Raw genomic sequence first — 19,559 nt, forward strand, 5'->3', positions numbered from 1 at the left:
TGTTCAAAACTTAAGCAATGCAGATCCCCAAGTAAAGCCGCCACCAAACGCTGCAAGCATTATGGTATCCTCAGATTGTATACGCTGATCCCTAATTGCCTCGTCTAATGCCAGAGGAATAGAAGCAGCCGATGTATTTGCATGTTTATCCACCGTAACAACGACGCGCTCCATCGGCAACGCTAATTTCTTGGCAATTGCAGAAAGGATGCGCAAATTAGCTTGATGGGGTACTAGCCAGTCTATAGCACCGCGTTCTAAATTATTCGCTGCCAATGTTTCGTCAACAATCTGTCCTAATGTTTTAACTGCGGTCTTAAAGACTTCGCTACCTTTCATTCTGATATAGCAATTTCCTGATGCCGGCATCCCGTCGACATACAATAACTCTTCGTATTGACCGTCGGCGTGTATATGGGTGGAATAAATGCCGGGTTTGGTGTCGGCTTGCAACACAACAGCACCCGCACCGTCGCCAAAAAGTACACAGGTTGATCGATCGCTCCAGTCAATGATATGGGATAATATCTCAGTGCCGACAACCAATGCACATTTGGCACCGCCGGTTTTAATGAAACGATTCGCTATATCCAAAGCATAAACAAAACCAGTGCAGACTGCCTGCACATCAAAAGCTGGGCATTGGTGGATGCCTAACCTGCGCTGCATTATGCAAGCATTGCTCGGAAAAACTTTATCAGGGGTAGTGGTCGCACAAATTAGCAAATCTATATCTTTGTTAGCCACACCTGCCATCTGCATCGCCTTCAGCGCAGCATAATAACCCAGTGCACTGCTACTCTCTGCGTCCGCAGCAATATGCCTTTGCTGCACACCCGTACGTTCGCGTATCCACTGGTCCGAAGTATCTACCATTTTCTCCAAGTCTTTATTACTCAGAATTTTCTTAGGTAAGTACGAACCGCTACCGGTTATTTTTGCGTATACAGTCATTATTCAACAAGCATCTCTTCAAGCTGTTTATCTATCATTTGTGGGACTTGCTTGATAGCTTCCAGACGAGCAACTTCTATCGCTTTCTTAAACGCCAACTGATCTGCTCCGCCATGGCTCTTGATAACCACACCCTGCAAGCCTAGTAAACTTGCCCCATTATAACTACGCGCATCAATAGTCTCACTGATAAACTTAAGTGTGGGCTGAGCAAGCATAGCACTAAATTTAGTCATCAAGTTGCGATTAAATGCCTGTTTTAGCGAGTGCGCTATAAAAGCTGCGGTACCCTCAGCGGTCTTTAACGCAATATTTCCGACAAAACCATCGGCTATCACCACATCGGCGACATCTTCGTATATACGATTAGCTTCAACATAGCCTATATAGTTTAGTTTACTAACGCGCAACTGACGGTCAGCCTCTTTAATCTGGTCATTACCTTTGATAGTTTCTTCACCTATATTGAGCAGACCAATGCGAGGCTGCTCCAGTCCATCAAACGCCGATGCCAATACTGCCCCCATTACCGCAAACTGGAATAAGTGCTCGGCCTTGCAGTCTACATTAGCACCTAAATCCAACATATAAGTATGTCCTTTCATGGTCGGTAATGCGGTTATGATCGCCGGCCTATCAATGCCCGCTAAAGTGCGTAATATATAACGAGATATTGCGGTTAACGCACCTGTATTGCCGGCACTCACGCAGGCCTGTGCGCGGTTTTCCCTAATTAAATTGATCGCAACCCGCATTGAAGAATCCTTTTTAGTACGAAGAGCAAGTGTTGGCGGCTCGTGCATTTCTACAATTTGCGTGCTGTGTACGCAATCTAATCGCTGTCTAGTATCAATATCTAGTGTCGCTATTTTCGTCTCTATCAGCGAGCGATCACCCACCAATAATAAATGCAAGTCATCGTATTCAGAAATCGCAGCAACCGCAGCAGGCAAGGTCACATCCAAACCATGATCGCCGCTCATTGCATCTATCGCTACGCTGATACGATCTTTCATAACATTGTGTTATATATAAACAAGGCAATAACTTTTGCCTATTCTTCTTTTTCTTCTTCCTCTTCGTTATATACTGCTTTGTCAGCGATAATTTCCGCACCGCGATAAAAACCATCACTACTGATATGGTGACGGCGATGTTTAGTACCAGTTGTAGAGTCAACTGACAATGTTGGCGGCTTTACCTTATCGTGCGAGCGTCGCATATCTCGTTTAGAACGAGTTTTCCTATTTTGTTGTACAGCCATTTTATCTCCTAAAAATAATTACTCTGCTGTTTCTATGTTTCCCTCTAGCACCTTAAACGGGCTCTCATCCTTTTGGCTCCGATGACGATAACGATTTAAGTAGCTAATAAAATCGGCATTGCATTCGTCTCGGCTATTATGCATCGGGTTTTGCGGTATTACCAACAGCAGTTCATCTTCTATTAAATCCGCTATAGCCATTTTATCCGATGCACAAACATAGTAATCGGTGTTATGCGGCAGTTGCCCGGCTTTCGCATTGCTATCAACAATACACAGCTGATTTTGCAGCTGTATACCCCATTGCATTTGATTGAGGCATCGTTGACATTCCAAATCTAAAGTTGCATCTACTTCCATCGTCAGCAAGACACAATCGTAAGCAAAGCTCCACTCAAAACCTAGTAGTGCTTCTATAGATGAGTGACAAGATGGACACAACTGCGATAACTTAGGTAACTTTTTAACCGTCAAACGACCACTGATAAATGCTTTGTTTTTTGCCAGTGCTTTATACCAAACCACCAAGGGAAGCCTTTCAACCATCAGGCTGCTTATTCTATATGTTGTAGGCGGATTGTCCAAACCTCGTTTATCTAAATAGTATTTAGCACAATCCGATCTTGCCGAAACGGGCAATTATACAGGAAATTTTATAACATCTTGCATTGTATAAACTCTACCTGCTTTTTGCCGTGTTTCAACAAGCCAACGAGCGGCTTGTATAGCACCATTAGCAAACACAGAACGATCCATAGCTTCGTGTCTAATTTCTACCCGCTCTCTATTCAGCGAAAAAAAGACTCTGTGCTCACCTGTTATTAGACCTTCGCGGTACGACTCTATGGGAATGTCATCTGAGTGCGCACCACTATGTTTGGCAATAATATCCCTCATTCTCAGAGCAGTCCCAGATGGCTTATCTTTCTTCTCTTTGTGATGCGTTTCAATGATATCGACTTGTGCAGCTTTAGCCCAAGCTGTGCGGGCTACATATTCTAATAGCTTATAACAAAGATTGGCACCCATGCTCATGTTCGGCGACATAAGCATTGGAATGTTTTTAGCGAAGGTTTGCAGTTTTTCTTTTTGCTCAAAGTCAAAACCAGTCACACCAATGACGATAGGTCGTTTGGTGTCGACGCAACTTTGTGCTGCATCAATTACTGACGAAGTTACCGAAAAATCAATCAGTACATCAAAATCACCTGCAGCCATCGTGTCTGAGGGTTCGATGATTGTTTGTATATCTGTTTTTGAAATTTCGCATAGAGGTTTCTTTATCGCCGGCGAGGTGGGGTTATCGTAGGCGTGTGTAACAGTCATGCCAGCATGGTTTGCCATCTCTCTAGCAATTGTTCTACCCATAAGGCCGGCCACGCCATTGATTGCGATTCTAATTGGTTGTTGTTCCATTTTTTTTCAAAGTAGCAAAACCAGCGATTATATATTAAGGTCAAATTTATTCAAAAACTTTTTAATGCTATCCAACCAATTCTCAGAACGCGGAGAGTGCTCTGCGCCCGATAAAGAACCTTTTAGTTCTTCTAATAATTCGGTTTGGCGAGATGTTAGATTGATAGGTGTTTCTACATTCACAGAGCAGATTAAGTCGCCACTGCCACCTCCTCGCAGATGCTTAACGCCTTTCCCTCGCATTCTAAAATTTTTACCACTTTGCGTGCCTTTAGGTATTTTGATCTTAAGCCGTCCTGTCAAAGACGGTATTTCTACCTCTCCGCCCAAGGCTGCCATTGGAAAAGAAATAGGTATCTCGATGAGCAAATCGCCACCGCGGCGCTTGAACACTTCGTGCTTGCGTACCATTATTCTTATAAATAAATCTCCCGCCGGTCCGCCACCAAGGCCTGCTTCACCTTCACCCGACAGACGTATATTATCTCCATCATCTATGCCTGCAGGCACCTTCACTGATAGTGTCCTAGGCACTTCTATTCTCGCCTGTCCGTGACATTTACTACACGGTTCCTCTATTACTTGACCTTGTCCTCGACAGGCTGGACAAGTCTGCTGAAACGATATAAAACCTTGCTGCATACCGACCTGACCGCGACCATGGCAGGTCGCACAATCTTTCAAACCACTACCAGGCTCTGCACCTCTACCATTACACCTGTCGCAGCTTTGCATACTGCGTATTTTGATTTTTTTCTCAGTGCCGAAAGCACTCTCTTCAAGTGTTATATTCAGGCTATATTCAAGGTCGTTGCCGCGATACGCAGTGCGGGCACGCCGTTGACCAAATCCTCCTGCCGTCCCGCCGCTATCGAAGAAGTTATTGAATATATCGCCAAATATGTCCTGGTAATTACCACCAGCGCTGCTATTACTCACACCAGCATGACCGAACTGGTCATAAGCTGCACGCTTTTGATCATCCGACAGGATGTCGTAAGCCTCTTTGACTTGCTTGAATTTCTGTTCCGCTTTTTTATCGCCTTTGTTGCGGTCGGGGTGATATTTCATCGCCATACGGCGATACGCTTTGCGTATTTCATCACCGCTTGCGGTTCGTGAAACTCCCAGCGTTTCGTAATATTCCTTTGCCATCAGTCTACTCCCTATGCCGCTTACCGCCTGATTAATCGGTTATGTAGCATCAATTCGGTGGAGTTACCAAGATGCACCGAATTTTTTTATTTCTTAGAATCGTCGACTTCCTCGAAATCAGCGTCTACGGTATCAGTATTATCGGATTTTTCATCCTCACCACTAGGCGGGTTATCGGCTGTGGTAGCTTCGGCTTGTTCAGATTGCTGTGCCGCATAAACTCGTTCGGCTAACTTACCTGATGCCTGAGCAAGTTTCTCTACACCATTATCGATTGCAGTTTTATCATCTTCTTTGATAACCTCCTGCAGTTCACTGATCGCAGTTTCAATGCTTTGTTTCTCATCGGCATCTACTTTATCTCCCAGATCTTTAAGAGATTTCTCAGTTGCGTGTATCAAAGCCTCAGCTTGATTGCGCGTAGCAACAAGTTCCTGGAATTTCTTATCGTCTTCGGCGTGTTGCTCGGCATCGTTGATCATTTTGTTGATCTCGTCGTCGGACAAACCACTTGACGCTTTAACAATGATTGATTGCTCTTTGCCGGTTGCCTTGTCTTTGGCTGATACATTGAGAATGCCGTTGGCATCTATATCAAAACTAACCTCTATTTGCGGAATACCCCTAGGCGCCGGCGGTATATCGGTAAGATCAAAACGACCCAGCGATTTATTGGCTGCTGCGCGCTCGCGCTCTCCCTGTAGTACATGCACGGTTACCGCAGATTGTTGATCCTCGGCGGTTGAGAAAACCTGCGAGGCACTAGTCGGAATGGTAGTATTTTTTTCAATCAGCTTAGTCATCACACCGCCCAGCGTTTCTATGCCCAGTGATAACGGTGTCACATCCAGCAACAACACATCTTTAACACCACCGCTTAACACACCAGCTTGTATCGCTGCACCTATCGCAATGGCCTCATCAGGGTTAACATCCTTACGCAGTTCTTTGCCGAAAAACTCAGAGACATATTTTTGCACCATCGGCATACGCGTTTGCCCACCCACTAAAATAACTTCACTTATATCGGTTGCTTTGAGTTTGGCATCAGACAGTGCTTGCTTGCACGGTTCTATAGTGCGTTTGACTAAATCTTCTACCAAGGACTCCAGCTTAGCCCGTGTCAACTTCAAATTAAGATGCTTAGGACCAGATTGATCAGCAGTAATATAAGGCAAATTTATATCGGTCTGTTGTGCAACTGAAAGTTCTACTTTAGCCTTTTCAGCCGCTTCTTTGAGGCGCTGCAGTGCGAGCGGATCGTTATGCAGATCTATACCTTGTTCCTTCTTAAACTCATCAGCTAGATACTCCATCAAGCGAGTATCAAAGTCTTCTCCACCTAAGAAAGTGTCGCCGTTAGTAGAAAGCACTTCAAATTGTTGTTCGCCTTCAACACTGGCTACTTCAATGACGGAGATATCAAAAGTGCCACCACCCAAGTCAAATACGACTATTTTACGATCGCCGGCTTTCGCTTTATCAAGCCCATAAGCAAGTGCAGCAGCTGTCGGCTCATTGATAATGCGCTTAACATCTAACCCAGCAATTTTGCCGGCATCTTTTGTCGCTTGCCGTTGCGAGTCATTAAAATATGCTGGGACTGTGATAACTGCTTCTTTAACTTCTTCTCCTAAATAATCCTCGGCGGTTTTCTTCATTTTCATTAATATACGTGCCGATACTTCCGGCGGTGCCATTTGCTTACCACCGGCTTCTACCCAAGCGTCGTTATTTTTCGATTGAACGATTTTATACGGAACCATTTTGAGATCCTTTTTGACCGCTTCTTCGTCATAGCGGCGGCCGATCAATCGCTTAATCGCAAATAAAGTATCCATCGGATTGGTAACCGCTTGGCGTTTTGCAGGTTGTCCGACCAAAACCTCGTTATCTTTAGAAAAAGCAACGATTGACGGAGTGGTGCGGGCACCCTCGCTATTCTCTATAATCTTCGCACTTCCGCCTTCCATCACAGCAACGCAGGAATTAGTAGTGCCTAAATCAATACCTATAATTTTACTCATTGTGTGTAACTCTCCATAAGTGAATATGCTAAATATGGGCATAAAACGAGTTTTTCAAGTATGCACAACACTTTTTATCGTTCCTTCTATCCGAATTGGCTTGAATCTTCGGTATTTTTCATACTTTCCACCGTAGCAGTCTAATCGCTCGTAGTGGTCTCGTTTTTTACTTCTCCATCAGGCTCAGGTTGTGCAGCTGACGATGCTTCGGGTTCACTAGAAACGCATACCCGCGCCGCTCTCAACAACCGATCATTTATCAAGTAGCCTTTTTGCAATACTTTTAGCACCGTATTAGGTGGTTGGCTTGCGTCGGCTTGCGTCATCATGGCTTCGTGTCGTTGCGGATCGAAAGGCTCGCCCTCAGGATTGATTTCTTGGATACCAAACTTTTCAAAAACTTGCTGCAAGAGCTTCAAAGTTAACTCTAATCCTTCGTATAATTTTTTCTCTTCCTTGCGCCCGCCGTCTTGCAAACCAGTCTCTAAACTATCTTTAATCACCAACAATTCGCTCGCAAAATGTTCGTTGGCATAACTTCGTATTTGTGCAATTTCTCGTTCACTACGCTTTTTATAGTTCTGTAGTTCGGCCTGACTGCGCATTAATTGGTCCAGATACTCTGCTACCTTAGCCTCTAATTCCTTTATTTGAGTTTGCTCGTTGACAGCGGTATCGGCTTCGGGCTGTGCAGCTATATCTTGTGTTTGGTCATTCTCTAAACTTGCGGCATCTTCTTGCTGCGGCTGACTATTGGTTTCATTAGTACCGTTGATGCATTGCTGCTCGTCGGTGTGTTTTGCGAAGGTAGATTTTGTATCTTTCACTCTACAGCCCTTTTTATCAATAGATTTTTTTAATATAAACGATAACAGCCTACTATATATAGGTGATTTTCCCACTTTCAAGAAAAAGCGATTATAATTGCTCCTTCAGTGGCTATGTAGCTCAGTTGGTTAGAGCACGGCATTCATAATGCCGGGGTCGCTGGTTCAAGTCCAGCCATAGCCATTCTCGCTTATTGGTAATGTAATTATAGAAAATCAAAGTGCATCCATCTGGATAGCCATGAACGCGGTTGCACTGCACAACTCGCAAGCTGGCGACGATAATCGGCGGTTCTCTGTTTGACCTTATTCGCTACTTTTAACAACCATGGTTTTTGATTGTAGGTTTTGCGCTTAAATCCATCGCGCCCTTCGTGATAAGCAAGGTAAAGCGAATAGGCATCATTACGCGATAAATTTAGTGTCCGAGCACTTTTATCGTTATACCATCCGATAAAATCAGCTGAATGCTTGAAATTACTACGACGGGCATACCACCGCCCAGTTTCTTTTTTATATTCACTCCAACTTGCATCCAGCGCTTGTGCATAACCCGAAGCTGAAGACACTCTACCAAACCACGGAATAAATCCGAGTAGTTTTCCTCGAGGAGGTTTTGCGTTAGCACGGAAAGATGACTCTTGATGGATAAATGCTAGGGTGACTTCAACTGGAATATTCCATCGTTCCTGAGAAGAGATAGCAGCATCATACCAGGCTTTTTTTTCCGAAAATATATCGCAAGCATTATCAATATTCTGCGGTTGCGGTTCGGCACAAGCCGATAACAGCAGTGCAATAGTCATTAAAATTATAAATTCACGATTGGCAATTGGTATCGTTTTCATTGACCTACTTTTAATAAAATACGATCAAATAACCTATCACCCAACAATTTCCTGAGTTGCCAAAACAAGACTACCGGAAAAGTAATCCTATAGCGAGGACGAGGATGTTTGCTCTCTAGCGCGTGTATCAGCTTTTTAACGACCGCTTCTGGCGGCAGTGTGAACGGTACTGCCGGACCTAACACCATTAATCGCTTTTTCATTTGTTCGTAGCGGTCGCTATAAAAACTTTTTTTTATGTCTATATTTTCCAGAGTCCTCAGACTATTTTGCCTAAACGGTGTATCTATAGGTCCTGGTTCTACAATAGATACTTTTATATTCGTACCGGCCAGTTCCAGCCGTAAAGTATCAGTCCACCCCTCCAACGCATGCTTGCTTGCAGTGTATGCACCGCGCAACGGTAGAGCAAACAAGCCAAGCCCTGAACCGTTTTGGATGATACGCCCGTATCCTTGCCGGCGCATCACCGGAATGACCAGACTTGTTAACTCGTGCCAGCCGAAAAAATTGGTTTCAAACTGAAGCCGCATATGATCGCGGCTCACATCCTCTATAGCCCCTACTTGACCATAACCACTGTTATTGAATAGCGCATCAAGCGTACCGCCGCTTTGCTGCATCACCCACGAAAAGCACTGTGCAATACTCTGAGATGAGTTCATATCGAGCTTTACGACCTCCAAACCTTTCTCGGAAAGACGCTTTAGATCATTGTCTTTGCGCGCAGTTGCAAAAACTCTGTAGCCACGTTTTTTTAGCGTAACCGCTGCGCTATAACCTATCCCTGTAGAACAGCCGGTGATTAGAATAGAAGTTGCAGGCATCTATACTCGGATTTACCTCTAATTCGTAGAAACTGGGCAGTTGTATATCTTAAAAGACCGCTTACCCTCTTCAATGGTTCCGACTGGTAATACCATATTGCCACCGATTCGCGGAGCAAAATTGCGTGCCTCGATAGTCAATCGCTTTTTTATATCTTCTTCTTTCATCAGCTTCATACGCGTCGGTGTAATCGAGAAGCGTGTACTTCCCAACAATTGGCATTGCTTTAACTCGGCCTCAGTGCCTACTTTAACATTGCTACCGTGTAGCGTGAGTTTGGGGCCGCAAGCAACTACCAAGAGGAGTGCAGTCAATAATAAGATGATATTTTTCATAGTATTTGTGTGTTAATCTGAGTGTATTTTCTCTAGTATAGCCTGTGCAGTTTTTTTAGCATCACTATATTGTAATATGCTTTTTGATCCACTGCGACGCTCTACCAGTTCTATTTCGCCCTGTGCCAGTCGCCGTTCGCTAATCACTACCCGCCACGGCAAACCCAGTAAATCACTATCGGAGAACATCACCCCGGCACGAATGTCGCGATCATCAAATAAAACTTCAACACCAGCATCACACAACGCACCATATAAATTCTCGCTCTCCGCTCTCACGCTCGGATTGCGATGATACTGTAGAGGCGTTAAAGACAACATAAAAGGAGCCATTGCCAATGGCCAAATAATACCAGTGTCGTCGTGATTTTGCTCTATGGCAGCGGCGACGATACGCGATACACCAATTCCGTAGCAGCCCATAATCATCGTCATCGGCTGATCGTTCTCGCCCAGCACCGTGGCATTCATCGCCTCGCTATATTTGGTGCCGAGCTTGAAAATATGCCCGACTTCTATACCACGCCGTATGCGTATACGGCCGCGACCACTGGGGCTTGGGTCGCCTTCCTCTATATTGCGCAAATCGTAGGTCTGTGGTTCAGGCAAATCGCGCCCCCAATTCATGCCGGTGTAGTGATAGCCCTCCTCATTAGCACCGGCGACAAAATCAGCCATCCGGCTGGCAGCATAATCGACGATGAGCGGAATATTCATACCCATAGGACCCAGTGAACCAGGCGGACAGTTAATACACTTTGCAATATCAGTGTGTTCGGCAAATTCTATCGGCGTTTTGACTGCAGGATGTTTTGCCGCTTTAGTTAAGTTCAATGTGTGGTCGCCGCGCACAAAAAGTGCCACCAGAGCATGCTCACTACCCTTAAGAATCAGTGCCTTTAGGCATTTTTTCTCATCCGCCTTGATAAACTGCGCTAACTCCGGAATGCTTTCAATGCCCGGCGTGGCAATTTTGCTCAGGCTTTCTTTTGCCATAGGTCTCTCACCAAGGTCTGAGGTCGGTACAAGTTCAGCATTTGCTGCATAATCGTCTTCGTCCGAAAACGCAATGGCATCTTCTCCACAATTTGCTAGCACATGAAACTCATGCGAAGTATTACCACCGATGCTTCCAGTATCAGCTAATACCGCGCAACTATCCAAACCAAGTCGCTCGAATATCGTGCGATACGCGTTATACATATCTTGATAACAATCGTCCAATGATTGTTCGTCGGCGTGAAAAGAATAAGCGTCTTTCATAATGAACTCACGGGCGCGCATCACGCCGAAACGAGGGCGGATTTCATCTCGGAACTTGGTTTGAATCTGATAATAATTAATCGGCAACTGACGATAGCTACGCAATTCACGCCGCACTAGGTCGGTGATGACTTCTTCGTGTGTAGGACCGAAGACAAAGTCATTTTGATGACGGTCGGTGATGCGTAATAGCTCGGCACCATAGTCTTGCCAACGAGCCGATTTTTGCCATAACTCGGCTGGCTGTATAGCCGGCATTAATAACTCTATAGCGCCTGCGGCGTTCATCTCTTCGCGCACAACAGCAACCACTTTATGCAATACGCGCAATCCCATAGGAAGCCATGTATAAAGCCCAGACGACAGCTTGCGTATCATCCCGGCACGCAACATCAGCTGATGGCTAATGACTTCAGCGTCGGCAGGTGTCTCTTTTAATGTATTTAATGGAAACCGGGAAATGCGCATAAACTATTTTGATGCCTTGCTATATTTACGGTAGCTTAGTCAAGATAACAGCTGAATATAATAATAATTTTAACCGCAGGCTTTAACCGTGGGCTTTTCATTAGACTATTATACATGCCTCTACATACGACTACTACAGCGAGAAGCTATGTGGGTATCTAATACCACTGCAGTTTATTGTATAGTTCTACGACTTTGCCAACAATGAGCAGGGTGGGTGGTTCTATTTCTTGATCTTGTACCGCCGAGACGATATTAGATAAATCGGAGATGACGATCTTCTGGTCGGCTAAGGTGCCGTGCATAATCAGAGCAATGGGGGTGGTCGGTGGCATACCGTTTTCTATGAGTGCTTGGCAGATGTGTTCTAATCCGAGTAATCCCATATAGAAAACCAGTGTTTGACCAGCTTGGCAGAGTAATCTCCAGTTGAGGTTAACACTCCCATCTTTGCGGTGTCCAGTTACGAACACGCACGATTGTGCATAGTCTCTGTGCGTTAGCGGTATTCCGCTATACGCAGCACAACCTAATGCTGCAGTGATGCCTGGTACTATCTGAAACGGTATACCTTGCTCGAATAGGGTTTCTATTTCCTCGCCGCCACGCCCGAAAATGAAGGGATCACCGCCTTTCAAGCGTAATACTTTTTTGCCTTGCTTAGCTAAGTCAACCAGTAACTGGTTTATATCCGCCTGCGACATTGCGTGTTTGGCAGCTTGTTTGCCAGCATAGATTTTCTCCACACCAGGGCGCAACAACTTATGTATGCTATCTGAGACCAAGCGGTCGTAGACCACTACATCGGCTTGTTGCATTAACCGCAGTGCTTTTATCGTCAATAAATCGGGGTCGCCGGGACCGGCACCCACTAAATAAATCTCGCCTACTTGGTTATCGGCATTTTGCTCGCTAGCTAGCAACGCTTGCAAACCTGCTTCGGCTTCTTCGTTGCGCCCGGCAAAAACTGCATCAGCTATGCGACCGCGCAAGACAGTGTCCCAAAAAGCGCGACACTGTTGTGCAGAGGAATATTTTTCTTTGACACGGTTGCGATATCGTCCCAACAAGTTGGCGAGTTCGGTATAACCGCGCGGAATGAATCCCTCCAGATAGGAACGCAACAGACGCGACAGCGATGGCGATGTGCCGCCTGCTGAGATAGCAATTTGTATGGGATGGCGATCTACCAAAGATGGGAATAATAGATTCCCTTCGGTAGCTTCGTCGGCGATATTGACCAGACTGCTTTGCGCGTTAGCCAATTTAGCAATGCGGCGGTTGACCTCTCTGCGGTCGGTCGCAGCGACAATTAAAAACATGCCTTTGACATCGTCGTCGGCCAGCGGTCGTTGTTTGACAACACACGATGCAGACGATGCCAATGCACGCATGGTTGCAGAGATGTGCGGCGCAACTATCGTTAGTTGCATGCCGCCGTCAATGAGTCGACGTGCCTTGCGCGCAGCTATCTCGCCGCCGCCGACTATCAAGCCTTGCTTCCCTTTTAGTTCGAGGAAAAACGGCACATATCGCATCATCTATTCAGAGCAATTTAGCGAATACCAATGCATCTTCTCTATCAGTAGCGGCTGGATAATAGTTGGCACGACGACCGATCTGTTGAAAGCCTAACTTGCTATAAAGACTAATCGCCGGATGATTGCTCGCTCTCACTTCAAGCAACATACGCTCGGCATTTTGTACGATTGCAACATCGGATAAAAAACCCACTAGGTAGTCTGCATAACCACATCTTCTAAAGTCAGGTGCTACACAAAGGTTCAACAAATGCCCCTCTCGGCTACCCAACATCATAATGGCATAGGCAATCACTTTGTTTTGCTGCCTGATCATCCAGCACTGATAGCCGGAGTTGATACAGTCAACGATGATAGTTTGCGACCACGGAAAGGCGTAAACGCGACACTCTAGAGCGTGCACATCGGCAATATCAGTGGCAGTCATCGGCGACATTACGATATTAGCCTCGGCATCGCTTTGTCCGGGGCATTGCAGAAGTGTTCGGGTATGATGCTCAGGCAGAGCTTGTTTGGCACAGGCACTCATTTATAAATCCCGTCCTATGGTTTTGCAGGCAAACTTCAAATCTTCCCAAGCTGCGGCTTTTTGGTCTGGTGACCTCAGCAAATAAGCCGGGTGATAGGTCACTATAATTGGCGCCTCACTAGCTTCTATGTGGTGCACTAACCCACGCAACCGCGATACCGGCGTTTGTTGCTTTAATAAAGAAGTAGCGGCGACACCTCCCAATAAAATGATAATCTGCGGCTGCACCAACCGAATCTGGCGATACAAATAATCAACACACTGCACTATCTCCTCAAGGCGAGGATTGCGATTATCTGGAGGCCTACATTTAATAATATTAGCGATATAAACCTCGTTCCTATTAAAGCCGATAGCTTTTAGCATTTTGTTTAGCAATTGTCCGGCGCGCCCGACGAAAGGTTCGCCTTTTCTATCCTCATCCATACCTGGGGCTTCACCGATGAACATCCACTGTGCTTGATGATCGCCGATACCGAATACGGTTTGTGTGCGGCTCTCGTGCAACACGCATTTTCTACAACCCACCACTTGTTGTTGCAAAACCTGCCATTGCGAAGCCGCATTGTCGTCATCGCTTGCCGGTTGCTGAGCAACGACAGCATCAGGCTCAGGGACGACGGTACCTTGACGATGCGTTGCGGGTAAGTCGGATGCTTGCGATGGTGTTTGTTGCGTGGTGCGGGCAACAGCACGCGGCACATAAGGCTCTATACCCATCTGTTGCAGATACCATAACTTGTCTACTGCCATCTACAGACCTCAGATATGCGCCAGTTGAGGATGCGCTTTGCTGCCGATGGACAACTTGTTCAGCGCATTAACATACGCTTTAGCCGAAGCAATGACAATGTCGGTATCAACACCCAATCCGTTGACTACGCGACCGCCTTTTGACAAGCGCACTGTGACCTCGCCCTGAGAGTCGGTGCCAGTGGTGATATTGTTAACCGAATACAGCAACAGTTCACCTCCACTGCGTGCGACCGACTCGATCGCTTTGAAAGCAGCATCAACCGGGCCACTGCCGTGCGCCTCAGCGCGATGCTCGTTGCCTTCGATATGCAAATCAACCTTTGCATGGGGGCGAATACCGCTCTCCGAAGTGACGCTCAACCAAGCTAAACGGTAATACTCTGTGGTCTGTTCGGCTGCACTATCGGATACCAGTGCTTGCAGATCTTCGTCGTAGATCTCGTCCTTTTTATCTGCTAATAACTTAAAATTATCAAACGCAGTATTCAAGTCAGCAGCATCGGAGAATACTATGCCTAGTTCTTGCAGGCGCGTCTTAAAAGCATTGCGTCCGGAGTGCTTGCCTAGCACGATGCGATTAGAACTCCAGCCGACATCTTCAGAACGCATGATCTCGTAAGTCTCTCTATACTTAAGCACGCCGTCCTGGTGGATGCCCGACTCGTGCGCAAATGCATTGGCGCCGACGATGGCTTTATTCGGCTGCACTGGAAAACCAGTGATGCCGGCAACCAGCCGCGATATCGGCACAATTTGACGCGTATCTATATTCGTCTTGCAGCTGAATATATCCGTGCGGGTATGCACTGCCATCACGATCTCTTCCATAGCCGCATTGCCAGCGCGCTCACCCAAACCGTTGATAGTACATTCAACTTGCCGTGCGCCTTGCTTGACCGCACTCAACGAATTCGCTACCGCTAAACCCAGATCATTGTGGCAGTGGGTTGAAAAAACTGCTTGGTCAGCATTAGGCACTTTGTTTAATAAGGTGCCAATCAGCTCGCCAAACTGTTCGGGCATACTGTAGCCGACCGTGTCCGGGATATTGATAGTCCGAGCACCGGCCGCAATAGTGCTTTCAACCAAACGACATAAAAAGTCAATCTCCGACCGACCCGCGTCTTCAGGAGAAAACTCAACATCGTCGGTATAGCGGCGCGCCAATCGCACTGCGGCTACCGCCTGTTCCAATACCTGATCAGCAGTCATGCGTAATTTGTTTTTGATATGTATAGGCGACGATGCAATAAAAGTATGTATGCGCGGCGACTCGGCATCTTTTAGAGCCTCTGCAGCCTTTACTATATCCTTCTCCAACGCCCGCGCCAGCCCACAGATCGTACTGTGCTTGATAGTACGGGCAATCGTGCGCACCGCTTCAAAATCCCCGGGGCTTGCAATAGGAAAGCCAGCTTCTATTACATCCACGCGTAATTTCTCCAAAGCTTTGGCAATCCTCAACTTTTCATCTTGGGTCATAGAAGCACCCGGACTTTGTTCACCATCCCTTAATGTAGTGTCAAATATAATTAACTTGTCTTTACTCGGCATTTGTCTCTCCGCCATAAAAATTTGAAATATAAAAATGATTGTGCGTCACTAAGCTCGCCAGCTGTTATCTAAGCCGCGTCAATGCGGCAATCGCGTAAACGGAAGTCGTCGCCACAAGTCATGTGGCTTATATAGAATGGTTAAAAATTTATTCGGATAATTCATACTTAGAATTATAACCTATAAAAAATGTTTTAGGAAACCGCAGGGCAACCGCTGTCCTTCCAAGTACACGCGACTGCTTTTATCCGGCGGACATTTCTACTTTACAATTACAGTCATAAAGGTATTGATTTGATAGGCATTGCCCAATGCTTTTGATTGGTGCCAAGTAGGGCACAGTTCGCCTGCTTCCCATTGTGCTACACGATTTCCCAGATGAACTCATAGCTATACCTTATCTATAGAGAGTTTTAATATCTTGGTGGTTTCTGCAGCGTTAATTTTGCGTTCAAAATACAACGATGAAATAAAATTGTTAAACAAATAACCGTTACTATCTCTCATGTTGTTAATATAGTTACCGCCTTGATCCTTGCCTTGCTTCGCTGAAAAATCATCAGCCATTTTTTTAAGTTTCTCCTCTATTGAATATAAGTCTTGTCTGCCAAGTAAACCTAAGTTCTTTAATCTGTAGAAAACAAATAACTTACTAATTTGAAACCGTTTGGCAATTTCCTCTAGTTCATCAATATGATGTCTTCTTCTCTCTATCCGTTCCTCTGGTAGTAGTAAATTAGCAGCAACCGCATTACAGAAAATCTCCGTTGGGTCGTTTGACCGACATCTAAAATCTATATTAGAGACCCCTTCCGAATTGGTAAATAAATGTGCAAGCTCGTGGGCAAGGGTAAATAACTGCGCAGTTTTAGCATCTTTTCTGTTCAGAGCGATAATCGGAGCATAATCATTTTTTAGATATACGCCTCTCATATTCTTTACCGATATTTTCCAATAACTCAAAGTTTTCATCACATAAATACCTTGATTCTCTAGCAAGGAGATAAAGTATTTTAGATGGTTATTTCCTACACTTTCATCGTACCGATAGTTGATTCTATCTGTTATAAATTGTGCTATTCTAGGAGCGTCTCTGTATGTACTGTTTTTAACCATGCCGACGAGAGTATTTTTTCGCATACCTGCTTCTTTCATAACCTTTGCTAAATAATCCTGTCGTTGCAATAGAAAGTGGATGAATTTTCTTGCGTTGAGTTCCAGTTCACCTCCTGTTTCGTGTTTTCTATAATCTTTAATCACTCTGTTGCGAGTGATTTTTTCGTCACTGGTTAAAAGAAAGGTATTGATTTGATAGGCGTTTCCCAATGCTTTTAATTGGTGCCAAGTAGGGCGCAGTTCGCCTGCTTCCCATTGTGCTACACGATTTCCTTTTGTGCTAGGGCATATTTTCTTTGCCGCTTCTAAGGTAGTGTAGCCGGCATTTTCCCTTGCAGTTTTTAAGTTCTCTAAGTTGACAAGCATAGCGCAAACGGTCCATCCTATTTATGGATGCTTATCCATCAAAATAATCACTGTCTATCTTCTTTATTTCAAAAGAATAATCCCTGGATACACCCACATTATGTTCGATCATCAAATCTACCAAGTCGTTGCCATCTATTAGGATAACTTTTTGCGGTACTTGTTTGACATACTCTCTGGCACTGCTGGAATAACCGGCGGTTGTAATAAAGATCCCTTTTGAAGCATGCTTTGCAACCAAAGCTCCTACAAAATCTCGGATGGCACTTCCGCCGATTGAACCACTGTCATATCTCTTGGCTTGCAGATAAATAATATCCAAGCCTAATTTATCTTCTTTAATAATGCCATCTATACCACCGTCGTGGCTTTTACCTACTACTGCAGCTCTCGCTTCTTCGCGAGATCCACCGTATCCCATCGCAAGCAATAAATCTACTACTAGGTATTCAAAAAATTTCGCATCTTTTTTCTTAATCTCTGACAATAGATCACTTGCCAGTATATTCTTTAATAACTGGTGATTTTTGTCTATCAGTTCTAACGGCGTTTCGGATGAAGCCGAATCCACCTCTATATCTTGTTCGTCGTCAACTTCCTCTTTACTTTTCTTTGAAGGATAGAAAAAATTACTATCAGCGGGGGCATACCGTAAAAGAAACTTCCAGTCAATAACGCTTGGATTTTCCTCGAGTGCTTTTTGTCCTTGTGAGGTGATTTTGTAATAACCTCTTTTTGGCCGTTCCAGTAGGTTGGCAGCTTTTAGAAATGCTATAGACCAATTTTTACGGCTATCTAATCTACTGCCACCACTTGCCAAACGTTCTGTTTTCGCTTCTTCCGAAAATTGCAATACTGAGTCAAGGAGGTCATAGATTTCTCGTCTGTGACGCTCTTTCCCATCCCGCATTACTTTTAAGATAGGTAACATCAAATGTTTCTCTAAAGGAGCACTCATGGAACTGTTTTATAGCGTGCTTTATAATTGGCTAATCCCATTGGGATGGAATGATTCTACCTGTTTTGCAAAAGTCGATTATCAGATCAATATATTCCCGAAAATCTGAGTTTTCTTTTGCTAATCTGTTTGCTATATTCCAGTCAATTTCTGTTTTTTCTTTTGCGGGTATCAAGATCTGGCTTAAGGATGGCTCATCAGTATTTAGTTTTATAAAGCCAATGCCATGGAGACTACTTAATATTCGTAATTCATCGGAACTACCTTCTGCTATTTCAGTGGCAACCAAATAACCAAAATTAGCCCACGATGAGTTGCTTACAGCTTGAAAGAATGTTTCGCGTAGATTAGAGGATGTGATTGCTTTTTTCACTTCAAACGACCACAACTTAGACTTTTTATCCGAATATTGCGTTACACAATCTTTGATATTGCGATCCCAATCTTTACTTAAATTCTCTAAACCTACTATATCCGGATATAACCACTGGTTGCCTTTCGGTCCCTTTAAATTTGCAGATCTTGTCTCATCAATACGCTTGCTATGAACTCTTAGTTTTAATTTCAAATATTCTATTAGCTTGGGATACATTTGCTTTTCCGTAAATGGTTCTGGGCGATTGGTATCCTCGCCCGTGCCGGCATCGTTATTTCTCGTTGAGGCATTGATAGTCTGCTCTTTCCGCCATCCCCATTTACGGTCTACTGTCGCGGGAATAATTCCTTTTTCTTTTAGAATATTTGGTGGATGACGCCATAGACTACCTAACTCGGCTCCAATTTGCCTAATAAGCCACTCCTCTTGATCTTCGAATCTCTGTGTAGATTCTTGCGCTTTTTTAGCACAATCAACAGGATAGTTTTTAACAATCCATTCAACAACTTCTTTGTTTGTGGCTTGTTCTGCTGAAGTCTGTTCAAAAAATGCGGCTAATCTTTCTGGTAATGTCATTGCAGTGTAACGATCTATATTCTGTTCGTTGTCAATCTCCTCTTTACTTTTCTTTGAAGGATAGTAAAAATTACTATCGGCGGGGGCATAACGTAAAAGAAGCTCTCGGTCAATAACGCTTGGATTTTCCTTAAGTACTTGTTGTCCTTGTGAGGTAATTTTGTAATAACCTCTTTTCATATTTTCCAGTAGATTGGCAGCTTTTAGATATGCTATAGCCCAATGTTTACGGCTATCTAATCTATTGCCGCCACTTGCTAAAAGCTCAGTTTTGTCTTCTTCGGAAAACTGCAACTCCCTGTCAAGGAGGTCATAGATTTCTTGTTTGTGACGCTCTTTCCCATCCTGCATTATTTTTAAGATGGGTAACCGCAATTGTTTAGCTAAAGGAATACTCATGGG

At 44.7% G+C, this 19,559-nt stretch carries 19 protein-coding genes and 1 tRNA gene; 1 reads left to right on the forward strand and 19 read right to left on the reverse strand.

The features are described from left to right. Nucleotides 1-3: 3 nt before the first annotated feature. The 8 genes from GDA45_01690 to grpE all read right to left on the reverse strand — a co-directional run bounded on the left by GDA45_01690 (nucleotide 4) and on the right by grpE (nucleotide 7,592). A complete protein-coding gene (locus tag GDA45_01690) occupies nucleotides 4-954 on the reverse strand; it encodes a ketoacyl-ACP synthase III (protein ID MBC6413636.1) in 951 nt (316 codons plus the stop codon). Then, complete coding sequence (gene plsX, locus GDA45_01695; protein MBC6413637.1) at nucleotides 954-1,970, reverse strand: phosphate acyltransferase PlsX; 1,017 nt, start codon at nucleotides 1,968-1,970, stop codon at nucleotides 954-956. The genes GDA45_01690 and plsX overlap by 1 nt, the downstream gene beginning before the upstream one ends. A 38-nt stretch (nucleotides 1,971-2,008) precedes the next feature. Continuing rightward, entirely contained in the window at nucleotides 2,009-2,218 is a 210-nt protein-coding gene (gene rpmF, locus GDA45_01700) for a 50S ribosomal protein L32 (GenBank protein MBC6413638.1), read from the reverse strand. 18 nt (nucleotides 2,219-2,236) lie between these two features. Beyond that, nucleotides 2,237-2,764, reverse strand: coding sequence for a DUF177 domain-containing protein (locus tag GDA45_01705; protein MBC6413639.1), 528 nt, complete (start codon nucleotides 2,762-2,764; stop codon nucleotides 2,237-2,239). 93 nt (nucleotides 2,765-2,857) lie between these two features. Continuing rightward, nucleotides 2,858-3,634: a 4-hydroxy-tetrahydrodipicolinate reductase gene (dapB, locus tag GDA45_01710; protein MBC6413640.1), complete on the reverse strand. Its 777-nt coding sequence runs from the start codon at nucleotides 3,632-3,634 to the stop codon at nucleotides 2,858-2,860. A 27-nt stretch (nucleotides 3,635-3,661) separates the two neighbouring features. Then, complete coding sequence (dnaJ, locus tag GDA45_01715) at nucleotides 3,662-4,792, reverse strand: molecular chaperone DnaJ (protein MBC6413641.1); 1,131 nt, start codon at nucleotides 4,790-4,792, stop codon at nucleotides 3,662-3,664. 83 nt (nucleotides 4,793-4,875) lie between these two features. After that, nucleotides 4,876-6,816, reverse strand: coding sequence for a molecular chaperone DnaK (gene dnaK, locus GDA45_01720; GenBank protein ID MBC6413642.1), 1,941 nt, complete (start codon nucleotides 6,814-6,816; stop codon nucleotides 4,876-4,878). A gap of 140 nt (nucleotides 6,817-6,956) precedes the next feature. After that, complete coding sequence (grpE, locus tag GDA45_01725; GenBank protein ID MBC6413643.1) at nucleotides 6,957-7,592, reverse strand: nucleotide exchange factor GrpE; 636 nt, start codon at nucleotides 7,590-7,592, stop codon at nucleotides 6,957-6,959. A gap of 161 nt (nucleotides 7,593-7,753) precedes the next feature. Here grpE and GDA45_01730 point away from each other — a divergent pair. Continuing rightward, a tRNA-Met gene (locus tag GDA45_01730) sits at nucleotides 7,754-7,827 on the forward strand. Between the two features lie 22 nt (nucleotides 7,828-7,849). On the opposite strand, the gene GDA45_01735 is transcribed toward GDA45_01730, so the two are convergent. The 11 genes from GDA45_01735 to GDA45_01785 form a co-directional block, all read right to left on the reverse strand. Next, the gene (locus tag GDA45_01735; GenBank protein MBC6413644.1) at nucleotides 7,850-8,491 is read right to left on the reverse strand and encodes a hypothetical protein; all 642 of its coding nucleotides are present in this window, start codon (nucleotides 8,489-8,491) and stop codon (nucleotides 7,850-7,852) included. Continuing rightward, nucleotides 8,488-9,318, reverse strand: coding sequence for an SDR family NAD(P)-dependent oxidoreductase (locus GDA45_01740; GenBank protein MBC6413645.1), 831 nt, complete (start codon nucleotides 9,316-9,318; stop codon nucleotides 8,488-8,490). The genes GDA45_01735 and GDA45_01740 overlap by 4 nt, the downstream gene beginning before the upstream one ends. An 18-nt stretch (nucleotides 9,319-9,336) precedes the next feature. Next, on the reverse strand, nucleotides 9,337-9,654 hold the full coding sequence (locus GDA45_01745) for a hypothetical protein (GenBank protein MBC6413646.1): 318 nt from the start codon (nucleotides 9,652-9,654) through the stop codon (nucleotides 9,337-9,339). Between the two features lie 12 nt (nucleotides 9,655-9,666). Then, the gene (locus tag GDA45_01750; GenBank protein ID MBC6413647.1) at nucleotides 9,667-11,385 is read right to left on the reverse strand and encodes a proline--tRNA ligase; all 1,719 of its coding nucleotides are present in this window, start codon (nucleotides 11,383-11,385) and stop codon (nucleotides 9,667-9,669) included. A 158-nt stretch (nucleotides 11,386-11,543) separates the two neighbouring features. After that, nucleotides 11,544-12,923, reverse strand: coding sequence for a uroporphyrinogen-III C-methyltransferase (cobA, locus tag GDA45_01755; protein ID MBC6413648.1), 1,380 nt, complete (start codon nucleotides 12,921-12,923; stop codon nucleotides 11,544-11,546). 7 nt (nucleotides 12,924-12,930) lie between these two features. Continuing rightward, complete coding sequence (gene rimI, locus GDA45_01760) at nucleotides 12,931-13,455, reverse strand: ribosomal protein S18-alanine N-acetyltransferase (GenBank protein MBC6413649.1); 525 nt, start codon at nucleotides 13,453-13,455, stop codon at nucleotides 12,931-12,933. Further along, nucleotides 13,456-14,208: a uracil-DNA glycosylase gene (locus GDA45_01765; GenBank protein ID MBC6413650.1), complete on the reverse strand. Its 753-nt coding sequence runs from the start codon at nucleotides 14,206-14,208 to the stop codon at nucleotides 13,456-13,458. Nucleotides 14,209-14,217: 9 nt separating this feature from the next. After that, nucleotides 14,218-15,765, reverse strand: a complete 1,548-nt coding sequence (locus GDA45_01770) for a 2-isopropylmalate synthase (GenBank protein ID MBC6413651.1) — start codon at nucleotides 15,763-15,765, stop codon at nucleotides 14,218-14,220. A gap of 390 nt (nucleotides 15,766-16,155) precedes the next feature. After that, nucleotides 16,156-17,247, reverse strand: coding sequence for an ImmA/IrrE family metallo-endopeptidase (locus tag GDA45_01775; GenBank protein MBC6413652.1), 1,092 nt, complete (start codon nucleotides 17,245-17,247; stop codon nucleotides 16,156-16,158). Between the two features lie 31 nt (nucleotides 17,248-17,278). Beyond that, nucleotides 17,279-18,205 carry a restriction endonuclease gene (locus tag GDA45_01780; GenBank protein MBC6413653.1) on the reverse strand — a complete coding sequence of 309 codons (927 nt, stop codon included), beginning with the start codon at nucleotides 18,203-18,205 and terminating at the stop codon, nucleotides 17,279-17,281. Between the two features lie 31 nt (nucleotides 18,206-18,236). Continuing rightward, nucleotides 18,237-19,556 (reverse strand): hypothetical protein, encoded by a 1,320-nt coding sequence (locus GDA45_01785; GenBank protein ID MBC6413654.1) that lies wholly within the window; start codon nucleotides 19,554-19,556, stop codon nucleotides 18,237-18,239. Nucleotides 19,557-19,559 lie beyond the last annotated feature (3 nt).

Source organism: Chromatiales bacterium (assembly GCA_014323925.1).
GTDB lineage: Bacteria > Pseudomonadota > Gammaproteobacteria > Poriferisulfidales > Oxydemutatoraceae > SP5GCR1.